The 14,002-nt window shown below is 56.2% G+C and carries 12 protein-coding genes and 1 pseudogene; 2 read left to right on the top strand and 11 right to left on the bottom strand.

Annotated elements, in window-relative coordinates; genetic code table 11:
• Positions 1–121: 121 nt before the first annotated feature.
• The 3 genes from ARC85_RS16420 to ARC85_RS16430 all read right to left on the bottom strand — a co-directional run bounded on the left by ARC85_RS16420 (position 122) and on the right by ARC85_RS16430 (position 3,351).
• Positions 122–1,069 (bottom strand): PDR/VanB family oxidoreductase, encoded by a 948-nt coding sequence (locus ARC85_RS16420; protein ID WP_286715530.1) that lies wholly within the window; start codon positions 1,067–1,069, stop codon positions 122–124.
• Complete coding sequence (locus ARC85_RS16425) at positions 1,056–2,096, bottom strand: Rieske 2Fe-2S domain-containing protein (RefSeq protein ID WP_286715533.1); 1,041 nt, start codon at positions 2,094–2,096, stop codon at positions 1,056–1,058. Before ARC85_RS16425 ends, ARC85_RS16420 begins: the two co-directional genes overlap by 14 nt.
• Positions 2,097–2,352: 256 nt before the next feature.
• The gene (locus ARC85_RS16430) at positions 2,353–3,351 is read right to left on the bottom strand and encodes a carbon-nitrogen hydrolase family protein (protein ID WP_286715535.1); all 999 of its coding nucleotides are present in this window, start codon (positions 3,349–3,351) and stop codon (positions 2,353–2,355) included.
• Positions 3,352–3,454: 103 nt separating this feature from the next.
• On the opposite strand from ARC85_RS16430, the gene ARC85_RS16435 reads away from it, so the two are divergent.
• Positions 3,455–4,108, top strand: coding sequence for a MarR family winged helix-turn-helix transcriptional regulator (locus ARC85_RS16435; protein WP_286715536.1), 654 nt, complete (start codon positions 3,455–3,457; stop codon positions 4,106–4,108).
• Positions 4,109–4,114: 6 nt separating this feature from the next.
• Here the strand turns inward: ARC85_RS16435 and ARC85_RS16440 are convergent, their stop codons facing one another.
• The 6 genes from ARC85_RS16440 to ARC85_RS16465 all read right to left on the bottom strand — a co-directional run bounded on the left by ARC85_RS16440 (position 4,115) and on the right by ARC85_RS16465 (position 9,379).
• Positions 4,115–4,825 carry a VC0807 family protein gene (locus tag ARC85_RS16440; RefSeq protein WP_286715537.1) on the bottom strand — a complete coding sequence of 237 codons (711 nt, stop codon included), beginning with the start codon at positions 4,823–4,825 and terminating at the stop codon, positions 4,115–4,117.
• A 158-nt stretch (positions 4,826–4,983) separates the two neighbouring features.
• Positions 4,984–5,847: an AMP-binding protein gene (locus ARC85_RS16445; RefSeq protein ID WP_353744315.1), complete on the bottom strand. Its 864-nt coding sequence runs from the start codon at positions 5,845–5,847 to the stop codon at positions 4,984–4,986.
• Between the two features lie 175 nt (positions 5,848–6,022).
• Positions 6,023–7,264 carry a DEAD/DEAH box helicase gene (locus ARC85_RS16450; RefSeq protein WP_286715539.1) on the bottom strand — a complete coding sequence of 414 codons (1,242 nt, stop codon included), beginning with the start codon at positions 7,262–7,264 and terminating at the stop codon, positions 6,023–6,025.
• A 25-nt stretch (positions 7,265–7,289) separates the two neighbouring features.
• Complete coding sequence (locus ARC85_RS16455) at positions 7,290–7,844, bottom strand: class I SAM-dependent methyltransferase (protein WP_286715540.1); 555 nt, start codon at positions 7,842–7,844, stop codon at positions 7,290–7,292.
• Positions 7,844–8,494, bottom strand: a complete 651-nt coding sequence (locus ARC85_RS16460; RefSeq protein ID WP_286715562.1) for a HEPN domain-containing protein — start codon at positions 8,492–8,494, stop codon at positions 7,844–7,846. Before ARC85_RS16460 ends, ARC85_RS16455 begins: the two co-directional genes overlap by 1 nt.
• Positions 8,495–8,617: 123 nt before the next feature.
• Positions 8,618–9,379, bottom strand: coding sequence for an HNH endonuclease (locus ARC85_RS16465; protein ID WP_286715541.1), 762 nt, complete (start codon positions 9,377–9,379; stop codon positions 8,618–8,620).
• A gap of 226 nt (positions 9,380–9,605) precedes the next feature.
• Here ARC85_RS16465 and ARC85_RS16470 point away from each other — a divergent pair.
• A pseudogene (locus ARC85_RS16470) lies at positions 9,606–10,300 on the top strand (IS3 family transposase); the annotation flags it as partial.
• A 293-nt stretch (positions 10,301–10,593) separates the two neighbouring features.
• Here the strand turns inward: ARC85_RS16470 and ARC85_RS16475 are convergent.
• Together ARC85_RS16475 and ARC85_RS16480 are read right to left on the bottom strand one after the other, a co-directional pair.
• Positions 10,594–11,562 carry a viperin family antiviral radical SAM protein gene (locus ARC85_RS16475; protein WP_286715543.1) on the bottom strand — a complete coding sequence of 323 codons (969 nt, stop codon included), beginning with the start codon at positions 11,560–11,562 and terminating at the stop codon, positions 10,594–10,596.
• Positions 11,563–11,688: 126 nt separating this feature from the next.
• Positions 11,689–13,902, bottom strand: a complete 2,214-nt coding sequence (locus tag ARC85_RS16480) for a hypothetical protein (protein ID WP_286715544.1) — start codon at positions 13,900–13,902, stop codon at positions 11,689–11,691.
• Positions 13,903–14,002: the final 100 nt, after the last annotated feature.

The following is a 14,002-nucleotide window of genomic DNA, read 5'->3' on the forward strand; positions in this document are numbered from 1 at the left end:
AGCGTTGATCAGTTCAGAAGCCCAGCCCAGACACAGAAAGAGGTATACCACCTATACTGGCCAGCACTTCCCCGGCAGTAAGCCATCTCAATGAGCTGGCACTACCTGCAATTTCGTTCGATCAGATATCCAGCAGCAAGCGCGGCGAAGCGCTACTGGAGCAGCAGATCATCATGGTGCAGCGCCGAGCATGTTCGTCAGCCGAGTACACCGTATCGCCGTGCACAGGCTTGCCATCCAGCACCTTGACTTCACAGGCACCGCAAACGCCCTGCTCGCAGGAATACAGCACGTCCTCACCAGCCTCCACCAGTACATTGAGGATGGTTTCCCCTGGCGGGATAAGGTATTCACGCCCGGATCTGGCCAGCGCCACGGTGAAGGCGCCTTCGGCCAGTACCGGCCCGTCGGAGCTGAAGCGCTCTACATGCAAACGGCTACCCAGTTGCCCTTCAGCTTCCATCTGGTCCAGCATCGGCGCCGGGCCGCAGGCATACACCTGGGTATCGGCTGGCAGCCCACGCAGCAACTCGACCACCCCTGCGTCCGAGCTGTTGGCCACAGCATGATGCAGGGTTACCAGCGGATCAGCAGCCAGCTCACGCTGGAACAATGCATGCTCGGGCGAGCGGCTCCAGTAATGCAGATGCACACTGCGGCCAGCCTGCTGCAGGGCACGCAGCATGGAGTAGATCGGCGTGATGCCAATCCCTCCGGCCACCAGACAAACCGGCGCCTCACCCGCAGCCAGAGGAAAGTGATTGCGCGGTTCACTGACCTCTATCACTTGCCCAACCCGTGCCTGCTCATGCAACCAGCGCGAGCCACCACGGCCAGACGCTTCATGCTTGACCCCGACGACATAGCGCTCGGCATTGCACAGCGGCGTGATCAGCGAATATTGGCGGATCAGCCCGGCGGGCAAATGCAGGTCCAGATGCGCACCGGCCTCGACTGCGGCCAGCGGCTGACCATCCAGCGGTACCAGTTCGTACAACAGGATATCCTGCGCACCATAACGGATGGCGTTCAGGCGCATCGCCCGCAGGCCCGGTTCAGACAGTGCCATAGCTCACACCCATGTTGCGCAACCACATACGATACTTCTGTCCGAGCAGGTCAGTGCGGTGATGCAGCTCCATGCGCAAATCGACCGGAATACGCTCAGGGCGCTGGGTATCGACAATCTCGCTGTCCTGGGCATAGACCAGATCCTGACGGCGACGCACATCGGCATCACTGGGCTGCGGCGAGAAATTCATGGCGCAGCAGATCCGCACGATACTGCGGGTCTCACTGACCTGCTGTACGGTCAGGAAGGTGCAGAAACGATCATCCGGGCTACCTTCCGAGGCACGCTCCGGATCGCTGATGATCAGGCGTTTCTTGAAGTAAGCCACCAGCGGACGCAGGCACTTGTATGCGTAGAACGCCGTTACCGGCACTTCACGCGGGTCGCCGTAGGGCTGAGTGACCTGAACTTCCGATGAAGACAGGATGCCGTTCTCTTCGTAAACATCGTAGGCGCCGATCGGGTCCGGCTGATCCATGATGCCGTTGACCCCGGCATGCACGAAGGGAAAGTGTGTCGGGTCAATAAAGTTTTCCACCGCACGATAACCGGACTTGAACTCGTAGGGACCGCAAACCACTTTCTTGTAGCTGGGATCATCCCACTCGGGAAACTCGGGAATATCCTGAGCCGGCTCACCCATGCAGGCCCAGATGAAACCATAGGCCTCCTTGACGTGATGGGGAATCGCCTTGGCTTTCTTCATCGGTTTTTCATTCGGCGATGCCGGCATCAGCACGCACTGGGCAGTACCGTCATAGTTCCAGCCATGATAGGGGCATACCACCCGGTCGCTCTGGATAAAGCCCTTGGAAAGCCGAGCACCACGATGGATGCACAGATCCTCCCAGACGTAGGCCTGCCCCTCTGAATCACGCCAGATCACCAGATCACGGTCAAACAGGGTAGCCGGTACCAGCTTGCCAGGAACCACCTCCTCGGAAGTGGCAACCACATGCCAGTCATTAAGCAAGGCGTCCTCTAGGGGCTTGTCCGCCTGATTGATATTGTCTCTGCAGTTCATTAGAGCATCACCTTTGTCTAAGCTAATCGGATCACTCTGGTCGCGCCGCCCGCAAGGCACAAAAGCAACCAGGTGTATACTGACAAAAGCAAGGAGCATGCCACTCACAGGCAAATTAAGTGGCATACCACATTTATTGATATGCCGCGGTGTCTGCTATCGCCCACCACCCCTTTGCTGACCCGGGCGCGGACTTGAACTGCCATACAATGGAGCAAACATATGTGGCATGCCCCTTATTTGGGCAAAGCACGGATCAATCTGGCTGGTCCGGCAAACTGGCTGGATGGTAATGCAAAGACAACAGATCGGGGCGAGCATAGCTACCGTTGACGTCGATCACTGCCTTGCACAGCTTCACCACCCTGGCTTCACAATCTGCATAGAGGATCGCATCACCGTGCACCGGCCCGGCTATTGGTACGCCTGCTGGCGAGATCACCATGCTGCCACCGCGGGCGTACTCGATATTCAGCGAGTCGCGCATGGGGAAGTCAGCCGGAATATCCACCTCATCCAGATACCCCATCGCCAGCAGTACAAAACTGCCGGACTCGACCGCATGCGCCCGCGCCGACGCGTAACCCGGGAAGAACTCGCCAGTCTTGTCTTCCACCTCCAGCTTGGGCCCGTTCCATAGGTCAAAGGCACCGGGGTAGACGGCAATATGAAAGTCCTCACCCTGCTCGATCATCCGCGCGCGCACCAGCGTCATGGTGTGCTCGCTGCAGATCAGCCCACCAATACGGCCAATCTCGGTCGGCCAGCTATACAGATCATCCCCGGCCCCGGAGCCCCAGAATGCAGCCTCGACGAAGGTGGGCCGCAGCTTGCGATGCTTGCCCAGCAACCGGCCATCGCTGCCGATATACAGCAGAGTGTTGTACAGCGTGTGCTTGCCGGGCCGCTCGTCAATTTCGTTGCAGCCAATCACCACAATCGCGCCAGCCTGCGCCGCCGCATCAGCAACCTTCTGGAACAGCTCACCCGGCACATGCAGTGCATTGTCATAAAAGGTTTCGCGCATCTGCGCCCAGGGCTCGGACTGCGAATTCCAGCCCTCATCCCAATAGGGATAGCCAGACAGCCAGGTCTCGCTGAAGACGATCAGCTCGGCCCCCTCAGACGCCGCCTCGGCAATCTTCAGGCAGGCCTTGTCGACGCTACGCTGCAAATCCATGAATACCGGCGCAGTTTGAATGATGGCAACCCTGACCCGATCCCGACCTGCAAATATCTTGCTTTGTGCATTCACCTGTAGATTCCCCTTCAATGGTGGTCAATTCGAGTGGGCATAGAAAATGCAGTCATCTATGACCCGCCCAGGCACTTGCACATGCCATGCCAGAGCGGCATGCATGCCCTACAAGCTGGCCAGTTACTTGCTAGGCAGAACACCCATAGGGCATACTCTGAAAACCCATTCACAACAGGTGGTTGCCATTCACCCCATGCCGTCCGATCAGATCAAACACCAACTCGATGCGGCCATCCGCCGTTCCCCGCTCCTGGCCCGTCCGGGCTTTCTTATTCGTCGCCTGCACCAGATCCACTGCGGTCTGTTTCTGGATGAAACCCAAGGCCACGATGTCACCCCGGTGCAGTACAGCCTGCTGACCACCCTGTCGATGCTCGGGGAAACCGACCAGATTACCCTGGCCCATGAAATTGGACTGGAGCGCACCAGCGTGGCCGAAGTGATCGCCCGGCTGGAGGCGCGCGGACTGGTCCTGCGCAAGCAGAGCAATCAGGATCGCCGGGTCAAGCTGGTGCGCCTGAGCCGCAAGGGCGTGTATCTGCTGAAAAAGCTTGAGGACAAGGTCCAGCGCGCGCATGAGCGGACCATCGAGATGATTCCCGAGGATCAGCGCGAACTCTTCGTTCTGCAACTGATCCGCCTGGTCGAGGCAAACAACGATGTGGGCAGTGCGCCCTTCAAGCTGGCGGTGCCCAAAGAGCGCCACACGGAAAGCGGCGTACGCGCCGGCAAGGCCGAGCGAGCAGAACCCTGAGGCAGGTTATTTAGGCGGCTGGGCGACGATCTCTTCCATCTTCAGCCCGGTCAGGCCGTGGATGGTACGCCACAGATAGAACAGGATCAGCATCATCATGATCATCGAGGGAATAGCGATCATCGGATAGCTGACCAGCGTCATACGTCCCAGCTCTTCATTGAACGCCGCAGTACCCGCCGGGCTGACCACGATCCACTTGGCCAGCACATAGTTCATGAACGACGAGAAGAAGAAAGTGCCGGCCAGAAAATAGGTCGCACGCAGCGGGCGCAACTCGAAGATATCCACCAGTCCACGCTCTTCCAGACGCTCGTGCACCCGCTGCACATTCAGTACCTTGTCGTTGTACAGCAAGGTACAGATCAGTGGATAGCGCGTGCGCGTAGACACCAGCACGGCAATGCCGATCAGTCCGGGCACCGCCGCTTCCTTGATGGCCAGCCACTGAGGGTCAAGCTTGAGCAAACCGATGCCTCCGGTCAGCAGTACGCTGACCACGCCGAGAATGGCGATGAAGTTGAATTTACGGTAGCGCAACAGCTCGAACAGGCCCCAGCAAACTGGAAAGGCCAGCGCCAGAAGCAGCGCCTGAGTCGCCCCGAGATCGTCCTCGCCACTGAACTTCATCAGGATCACCGAAGGGATCAGGATGCTGACCAGCAGGTCGATCATTGGCCGGGGTTTGTGCTGAGGTATGCTGGAGGTCTGGGTCATTACTGAAGGCTGCATAAGGATCGGGGCAGACATCATACACGCAGCAGCCCCGCTGTCCCCACCCTTCGTCAGATGAAAGTCATACCTGATATATCCACCATGCCAAGGGGTGGCGCAAGGTCTGGCAGCCATCCCCTGCGCCAAGGCTGATATCAGGTTCAGGCGCAGGCCTGACTGCGCTGACGCTCCTCTTCGACCAGTTCCTTCTTCGACAGTTTGCCGACAGGTGTCTTCGGCAGCGCATCACGAATATCCATCGCTGCCAGGCGCTCATGCTTGCCCAGCCGGGTCGAAAGGAAATCCTGTAACGTGGCGAAGTCGAATGCCTCGGCACCGGCCTTGAGCTTGATGAAAGCCTTGGGTGCCTGCCCCCGGTAGGCATCTTCGATACCGATCACCGACACCTCTTCAACCGAGGGGTGCTCGTAGATCGCCTCTTCGATCATCCGGGGATACACGTTATAGCCACTGCACAGGATCATGTCCTTGGTGCGGTCGACGATATACACCCAGCCATCTTCATCCATGTAACCGACATCGCCGGTACGCAGAAACCCATCGGCCGTCATCGACTCGGCGGTGGCATCGTCACGTTTCCAGTAGCCGGCGGTGATATTCGGCCCGGCAATGCATACCTCACCGCGCTCACCCGGAGCCAGTTCCTCGTCACTGCCATCCAGTGCCAGGATGCGAATCCGACAACCCGGCACCGGCAAGCCACAGGAGCCCGGATGCGGCTCGGCATCCTTGGGCGTGAAGGTGCCGGTGGTAGTGGTCTCGGTCATACCCCAGCCCTCACGCAGGGCACAGCCAGCCACCTGCTGATAACGCTGCTGAACATCCAGCGGCAGCGGAGCGCCGCCGGAATTGCACATTTTCAACGAGGTCAGGTCCAGCTCCGGCGTCAGCGGATGCGCCAGCAGCCCGATAAACATGGTCGGCACGCCGGGGAAGGTGGTTATACGGTTGTCGTGAATTTCACGCAGAACGCTTTCAGCATCAAAACGCGGATGCAGGTAGATTTCCGCAGCGCTTCGCCCCGGGACAGTTTCGAGTCAGCGTAGACCGCAGCAGCCTTCACACCCTGCTGACAAAAATACTGGGCCATGAAATCCGCATGGCGAGTAGAGATGCAAAACCCTAAGGTTCTCTTCTGCGCTCTGAGTCGCCAGGTTGCCAGTGCATGGCGCGCCCGCCCTAGTGTGGCCAATTTATTGGCAAGCAACTCAGGATCGAATCGTCCATTACGCCAAGGAATGCTCTGATAATCGACATCTTCATCAAAGATGCCGTAGTAATGGAAGGGCACCAGCAGCTTAGCGGAGACACCCGCAAACAGATTCCGCTCAAATACGAGGTTGCCATCGACAATGCGAGGATATTGGCGCTATCTGTGCGATCCGGCGTTGCCGTCAGCCCTAACAAAAATGAAGGGACAAAGTAGTTCAACAGGCGATGGTAGGTAGGCGCGGCGGCATGGTGAAACTCATCTATAACGATGTAATCGAAGTGCTGCGGCTTAAAACGTTCCAAATGCTCAGTCTTGCCCAAGGTCTGGACGGAGGCGCAGAGAATATCGACCTGGGTATCGCGCTGCTGTCCACGATAAAACCCGATGCGGGCGGAAGGCTTAATCCTGGCGAAAGTGCTTGCCGCCTGGTTGAGTATTTCCTCGCGGTGGGCAATGAACAACACGCGACGCGCGCCCATTTGCACCGCATCAAAAGCCGCTAGCCAAGTCTTGCCCAGCCCCGTGGCCAACACCACCAAGCCGCGAACATACCCCTGCTGTCGGGTATCCATCAACGCCTGTAACGCTTGCTGCTGAATAGGACTGGCCTCCGGCGGGGGATCACTTTCGTTGCTACCAGCTTCAACAGGCTGAGCGGGTTTGACCCGACGACGCTGATAGTCATCAATCCAGGCGTCGCTCAGAACCACGGCCCTAGGATGATTGAACAGTTGCTCGAATCGCTGGCGTGTCTCCAAATAGCCATCGCCGGGATAGTCGATTCGGTAATTCCACTCCAAGCCGTGCTGTAGTGCTTGTCGGCTGATATTGCTTGAGCCAATGAACGCCCGACCCCATTGACATCCATCCACCCGGGCACCGGCAAACAGATAGGCTTTCATATGGAAGCTGCTGCCAGTAGCTTCATACACCTTTACCTCGGCGCCTTGCTCCTGCAACAGTGCCAGCAGGCGTAGCGCCTCTGGATCGGTCACATCCAGATAGTCACTGGTGATGATACGCATACGAACCTGCGGCATATCATCAGGGCGTTGCAACGCTTGCAACAAATCCGGCATCAGTAGGCGCAGTCCGGTGCTCTTGATAAAAGCCACCGCCATTTCCACATCATCTGCCTGATGAATGGACGCACAAAGATGGGGTAAGAACGGATCGTCACTCCCGCCCACCACGAGCTTTTTGTTCATACCCCTGCCTTGAACAACAACGCGTTCAGCCACTGCTCAGCACGCTCAGGGCGCCGATCCTCGGTGATCCAGTAGATTGACTAGCCCGCCCGGGAAGGCCATTAGTCCACCGTTCAAGACGCTCTTCATTGGCGTCGGTGAAATGCCGCCCGCCCGTGCAACGCGCGGTATCACCATATTTGAAGCTGCAGTAGAGCACACCGTCCGGCAGTAGAGCCTGCCACAGCTTGACGAAAACATCCGGCAACTCCGCTTCCGACACATGCAGCAGACTCGCACAGGCCCATATGCCCGCATATTGCACACCGCATATGAAGTTTTCGAAGCGCAGGACATCGACCGGCTGGCCAAGCAACTCACTAGCCATGGTCGCCAGAGCGGTGCTGGCGTCAAACGCGTGAACCGAATAACCCAAACGCTTAAAAGCCAGCGCATCGCGCCCCGACCCACAACCGGCATCAAGGATGGGCTCGCCCTGAGGCACATGCTGCAAAAAACGCTGATACAGAGGCTGCATGTCGACCGCCACCGTATCCTGAAAAAAGCGCTCGGCCTGCTTCTCGTAAAAGTCGCTGCCCATCAAATCTCCACTACCGGATACACAGCATCCTCCCACAGGGTCTCCGGGTTGCTCATCATGGTGTCGATTATCAGCGGGACCAGCTTGCCCAGTAGGTTGACGCAGTCCCGCAACTGCTCCCGGTTTACCTTGCCGCCCCAGGTGGCACCACCATGGATCAGTTGGTTACGCAGAGTGTAGAGACGGTTGAATACTTCCCCCAGCACGCCTGCGGTATCGCGATCACCCAAGGCGTGTGCGGCGCGGCGTTTACTGTTGGCGAATCGCGCCTGCCATTCTTCTTCGGTGCTCCTGCCGTTGCGGCTATCCCAGAAGCTCTTGAATACAAAGGGGTTGTTCAAGAGGTTGCGGATAGCACTGGGATATTCCTGCCAAACGGTATTTTCGATGCGCCTGCTGCTATCCAGCTCACAGAGCTTCTTCAAGAAACTGGTGAAGGCTAGCTGTTCAGTCAGACGGTACTGTTCGTCGATTTCAGTAGCGTAGGCTGCGTTGAAGGCGATCCACAGGAAGATGAAACGACCGTCTGGATCGTCAGCCTGCTCGGCTCGGTTGAGCCAGCTCAGTGCACGGTGAATACGTAGTGCGAGATTGGTTGGATAACCATCACGCTCGCTTCGCTGGCGCGCTTTCAGTGTGTGGTAGTTGATAGCATCCATCGCTCCTCCCGGATAATCCCTGTTTCCGTACCCCAGGCGCCCCCCATTATGCATGGATGAGGTGAACAATAAAGCCATAAGGCATGCCGCCCGGTGAGCGGAAGGTCGCAGGGCTTAGCCGAGAAACACCTGTTCCCTATGTCGCTGCATGAGTTTAGGGTCAGGACTAAACCGCTCAGGTAGTTCTATTTTTTGGCCTTCAACTGACTGGAAGTGCTTTTGCAGGGGTGGCGTCGGTTCTCTCAGCGCCGTAGACAGCACCACGCGCCAGTCCTCATCCAGGGTGATCATCCCCTGGTCAAACGCACGATCATAGAGTGCGGACAAACATAGGCCGTTGCGAGGGTTTAGGCGATTCGCTTTGTCTTGGCCCCAGGGGACAATATGGCTCGCCAGCAGCAAACGCGGTTCGGACAGGCCTGTAATACAGCAACGGTCGTGATAGCTGGATAGTACGGTGCGGCGGAAGAATGTCTGGCCTATGCGTTGCTGGACAAGCTGAGCACGGGTTTGTCCGGTGAAGTCCGCCACCGGGTTCTCGACTTCCAGGTCGTTGTCGGCGGCTGGGTCGCCGAGCGCCTGACGGATACGGTTTGCCTCCAGCACAAGCCCTTCCCAGTCCGCATGGAACTGGTCCCATACAGCTCGATCCAGTTTCGATGCACCGCTCAATCCTTTGCGACCCGATGCGGTGATCACGGGGTCTAAGCTGGCGAAATTGACCAGCTTCATCGCTACGGCCGACGGACTGCGCTCAATGAGGTTGGCTAGGGCGATAACCTCGGGGTTGCCTTGGTGCAGGCGCCCGAATGGCAGCTGGCAGTACAGATGAAATGCTAGTTTGACCTGCTCGGGTGTCCAATCATTCCTTGCCATTGTTAATCCTTTTCCCCGCCAACAAATATCTGCATGGTACTACTGCTTCGCAGCAACAGAGAACCGGTGTAGCGCAGGCGAGACTGTGAAAGAATCCGCCCCTTCGCTCATGAGTCAACAGGCTGGATAGGAGGCATTGCCTCCTATTGAGTCACTCGTAGGTGGGGTTCTACCCCGCTTCCACGGACACTTTCAAGTAGACTCATGTGGAGTCATAGGAGTGTTCATGTCCAAGCGCAAACAATATAGCCCGGAGTTCAAACGGGAGGCCGTAGAACTGGCCCGTCGCTCAGGCACCAGTTGTCGTCAGATAGCTCAAGAGATCGGGGTGGCGCCAAGCTTGCTAAACCGCTGGGTGCGTGAGGCGCGAGCAGCTGAGAAGCCTTTTCCCGGCACAGGCAACCCGCGAGATGAAGAACTTGCCCGCCTCAAGCGCGAGCTGGCCCGAGTGACGAAGGAACGTGATTTTTTAAAAGACGCGGCAGCGTACTTTGCCAGGGAATCATCGAACGGTACTCGGTGATCCAGCGCTGCCGCAACGAGTACCCAGTCCGACTGATGTGCCGTTGTTTGAAGGTGTCTGCCAGTGGCTATTACGACTGGCAAGATCGTGAGCCAAGCCCACGCGCTCAGGATAATGCGCGCCTGATAAAGCGTATTCGTGAGATCCATGAGGATAGCCGCAGTGCAATAGGTGCGCCTCGCATGCACGAGGATCTCCTATTCGAAGGTGAAACCGCCAGCCTGAACCGTGTTGCTCGCTTGATGGCCGCAGAGCAAATTCAAGGTTGGCCGCGCAGGAAGAGACGTGGCTTTGGCCGAGTAACGTCTGGCCGCCCAACAGGTGTGGAAAATCTACTGGAACGCGACTTCAATGCCTTGGAGCCGGAGCGCAAATGGGTCACGGATATCACGGAGATATTTATAAGGCCTCGATCGCAATCTGCCCCTGGACCTCCTCCAAAAGGAGGTCCAGAGAGCTTCATGTCGCATATGGCTGATGATGGCTCTTTCGATCTAGCCCCGGGTCGACCTGACAGTTCGCATGAAGTTTTTCAAGCTCCGGTGGTCGCTCGGTGAATTCGAAACAATGAGTGTTTTCGAGCAGTCGGGATGGGTTAGTCGTCCGTGCTTGCCACCGCGACGATACCTCCACCCGAGCTTGACGAGGCGCCTGATGACGACGTTCCAATCTTTGTTCGAGCTGTACCTTTTCACTGTTTCCCTCCCAGCTCGCCTGTATAGCGGGATTGAAAGCTGGCCGAATCGAATGCCATTTTCGAGAATGCGGCCTCCGCGCCAACCGATAGAATGGGATCGCTGTATAGGTACCCTCCGGCTAATGCGGGGTGATTTTGGAAGAAGCGCCCGAAGGGATCGACCATGAGGTAGGACTCACACATGTCTCGATTGTTCTCAACACATTGAACCGACTGGAAAGCGCGATGCCTTTGAACAAAGGCGACAAACTCCTCGTCGCTGATCGCTAACGAGCGGTCAACAATCGGGAGCATGCGCAGGATCTTCCAGCGTTGGGGGCGTATCTCTCCAACCAAATCGCTGAGATCCTCTCCGGCATTCAGGAGGTTCACGACAGTATTGAGCTTTATTGTGAGTCGGGGGTTGATCTTGCGCGCCAGACGTATATGGCCTGCAAGCTCTTGAAGGTCGATGAGCTGTCCGCTTCGAAGGGCTCGGCCAATCTCCATGTTGGTAGTCGGATTTGCTGAATCCAGGCTGATCCCAAGGCAGGTCAAATGCGGCGCTAGTTCCTTAATCATGGAACGCGTCAGTCGTGAGCCATTGCTGATAATGGAAAGCTGAAATCCAACTTCCCGGGCTACCTGGGCAATTTCCAACAGACGGTCGCCAAGGATCGAGGGCTCTCCGCCGGCGAGATTTAGGCGGACTGTCTTCCAGGAGAGTTCTTCACCTAACGGATTGTTGGTGTTTGTGGGGTCAAAGTATCGGAATAACTCGGTTAGCAGCTGGCGGGTTCGCCTGCGGTCATGAAACAACTCCCGCGGATTGGGGTAGTCTTTCCATTTGGCGTAGCAATACTGACAGCTATAGTTGCAGGCTTCCGTGACGTGCCAGTTTATTGTGAGCTCATCTACCGCAGGGACCTTGGCAGGAGGTGTGGCCGATCGGTTTGCTGAAAAAATAAGGGTGTTCGTACGCATGCGTATACTCCTTGACGGAATCCGTTTTACGGACCGTGAAGTTTTTACATGGCGGACGCGGGGCGTCAGGGTAGGAGCATCAGGCTCCAGTACACCACTTGGATTTGGGGTCAGGTTTTCGGTTAGTTACGGGTTGCGCAACAAGTTGCGCCGGGTCTTGAGTGCTTCCCCGTGGTTAATTTCGAGATTGAGTTCAAGCCGTTGACTCATCAACAACCACCATTCAGCGGCAATCAGTCCGCGTTTGAAATCCTGGATGCTCCGGTTCTTTTTGGCCTCTCGGCGGACAGCCCGATAACACTCTTGTGCAACCGCTCGAACACTTTCATCAGGATCGAACTGTTTGGTGAAGTAGACGGTTTTATGGGCCTTTCCATTTGGATCCAGACCGAGCTCCAGTAAAGCCTTAAGATAACCTTGACGCCAGATAGGAGATCTTTCAGTTATCTGGTCCTCATCGTACTTACCATCTTTGGGCTTTTGTCCTTTCCGGAGACGAAGACGGCTGAGGCAGAATTCAACCAATTCGAGTGCAAAGGACTCGTAACACTCCAGTGCAGCTTGCTCGTATTCTTCCCTGCTAAGAGGAGATCCCAGGTTCGTTCTTTTTGCCAGCCGGTCCCATGCCGCCTCTCTCAGAGGCAAATACCAATCAATGGAGTTCTCGCTGTTCATCGGGTTGAAGCGAGAAACCGACTCGTCAGAAATTGGCTTTGTTGATGAACGCATCAACATGAGTCGATGCCGCAACGCTTTTGACGGCTTGAGAAAGGAGAGCTTTCTCAGTAATTCCTCAAGCTGCTTGTGAGGGTGTGGCTGTGCGCCGTTGGACAGTTCTCCTCGAAGCACCCCGACGCTTTTATCGATGTAGGGAAGCACTAGCCCGTTGTCCAGTCTATCAGCTGCAGAAATCGACCACTGCGGCATTAAGGCAGGCGGGAAATCGGGATCCTGAATTAATTGCTCAAAAAGGTCATCCCACCAATCCCGGTACTCGCGGACAGCGGCCTCATCGGGAAGACTGCACAATGCGCCGGAAAGGACTGTCAGTTTAGTCTCGATATCGAGGTTGCTGAGCTCGTCCTCAAGTTGAGCTTTCCAGATGGCTGAGTATTCGGTCGCCCACCATTTCCTGCTTTCATTGCCGCAAAATTCTCTCGCGAGCGGAGTCCTCTCTGCCAGGCGTAGTGCTGCTCTGATGTCTTCGCGAATCGACCAACGTATCCAAGCTTTCAGTTGGTAGTCAGTGAGCTCGGAACAGATATGTTTCAGGTATTCGTTCTCTCGAATTTCCCGTTCCTCAACCGACTTCGTTAGAACTTCTGAATAGCGAATGCTGAGGGACGTAAAGCAGAGATTAAGTAGTGAAGCCCACTGTTCAATCTGCTGATCATCCGCAGAGGTTAGATTCATATGGAGGCATAGAGCCTCCCAAAATTGGATTCTGGTTTTGTCCAGCCAAACGGTCGCCTGGGACACGTCGAGCTGAGCGTAATCGGAAGAATCGAAAGAGCGGAGTGTCGAATCGAAGTTCGACCACTCAAACCCCAGTTTCTGGAATGCTCCCTCGTTTATGCTGGCTAGTCTTCCTGCTGCGGCATCGGATGCGACCCAGGCTTTCAGGAACCGGATCCCTTGAAGGAATTTGGAAGAACCGAGGTTTGGCGGTCCCTCATGCAACTGCAATGAAGCGAGGGAAACCAGGTTCTTGATTTGGAGGCCGCACATGCTTGCCAGGTCGCTCCGGTATCCGTCCTCATACTGGGACATCGTGTTGAAGAAGTCCCAGAGTATATCGTTCCTTGTCGATTCGTCTTCAGCAACAAGCGCAGGATCGTCGAACAGCGTCGGGGAGAAACAGAACTCTTCTCCATATAGTGCGGTGACAAACCAGTCGAAGGACACTGTTAAAGATGCAGTGGTGCCCACATTTTTGAGAGCGCTGTACAGTGAGTATGGCGATGCCGAAAAGAGCGTTTGAGCGATTTCTTGAGCAAACAGAAATACTTCTGAGCCATGATCAGCGACTTCGTTGCGCTGGTTCATGATCGGGTGCTTATTCAGGAGCTGCATGGTCAGTTTTTGAGCCAAGCGGCCGGAAGAGAGAATTGCAGCACATTTCTTCTGATCTGAAGTCTCATGCTGGGCGGCACTAAGAACCTTTTCCAGATCCGTCGCCGATCCGAATATGCGATTCCAGTTGTCAGAGAAATGTTTGGTCAGCAGTGAGTGGGACTGACCGTCGATTTGAGACTCGTCGAGCGCCTGAAGGAAACGTTCAGTGGGGTCACTTTTTTCATCGAGGGAGCGATTGCCGTAAGGCGCATCAATCCTGCACATGGTTTTCTCCAGCTTATAGGATGAGGTTTCACAAAATGCGCTCACCAGATAAAAATCTGACAGCAATCTGCAGTTGAAACCTCCCGTGCAGCAGATGGGA

The organism is Marinobacter sp. tcs-11, assembly GCF_002049515.1.
Taxonomy (GTDB): domain Bacteria; phylum Pseudomonadota; class Gammaproteobacteria; order Pseudomonadales; family Oleiphilaceae; genus Marinobacter; species Marinobacter nauticus.

Excerpts from the sequence above, each read along its gene's own strand:
- ARC85_RS16420 (WP_286715530.1), bottom strand. The coding sequence starts at position 1,069 with ATGGCACTGTCTGAACCGGGCCTGCGGGCGATGCGCCTGAACGCCATC.
- ARC85_RS16425 (WP_286715533.1), bottom strand. The coding sequence starts at position 2,096 with ATGAACTGCAGAGACAATATCAATCAGGCGGACAAGCCCCTAGAGGAC.
- ARC85_RS16435 (WP_286715536.1), top strand. The coding sequence starts at position 3,455 with ATGCCCTACAAGCTGGCCAGTTACTTGCTAGGCAGAACACCCATAGGG.
- ARC85_RS16440 (WP_286715537.1), bottom strand. The coding sequence starts at position 4,825 with ATGACCCAGACCTCCAGCATACCTCAGCACAAACCCCGGCCAATGATC.
- ARC85_RS16450 (WP_286715539.1), bottom strand. The coding sequence starts at position 7,264 with ATGAACAAAAAGCTCGTGGTGGGCGGGAGTGACGATCCGTTCTTACCC.
- ARC85_RS16455 (WP_286715540.1), bottom strand. The coding sequence starts at position 7,844 with ATGGGCAGCGACTTTTACGAGAAGCAGGCCGAGCGCTTTTTTCAGGAT.
- ARC85_RS16465 (WP_286715541.1), bottom strand. The coding sequence starts at position 9,379 with ATGGCAAGGAATGATTGGACACCCGAGCAGGTCAAACTAGCATTTCAT.
- ARC85_RS16475 (WP_286715543.1), bottom strand. The coding sequence starts at position 11,562 with ATGCGTACGAACACCCTTATTTTTTCAGCAAACCGATCGGCCACACCT.
- ARC85_RS16480 (WP_286715544.1), bottom strand. The coding sequence starts at position 13,902 with ATGTGCAGGATTGATGCGCCTTACGGCAATCGCTCCCTCGATGAAAAA.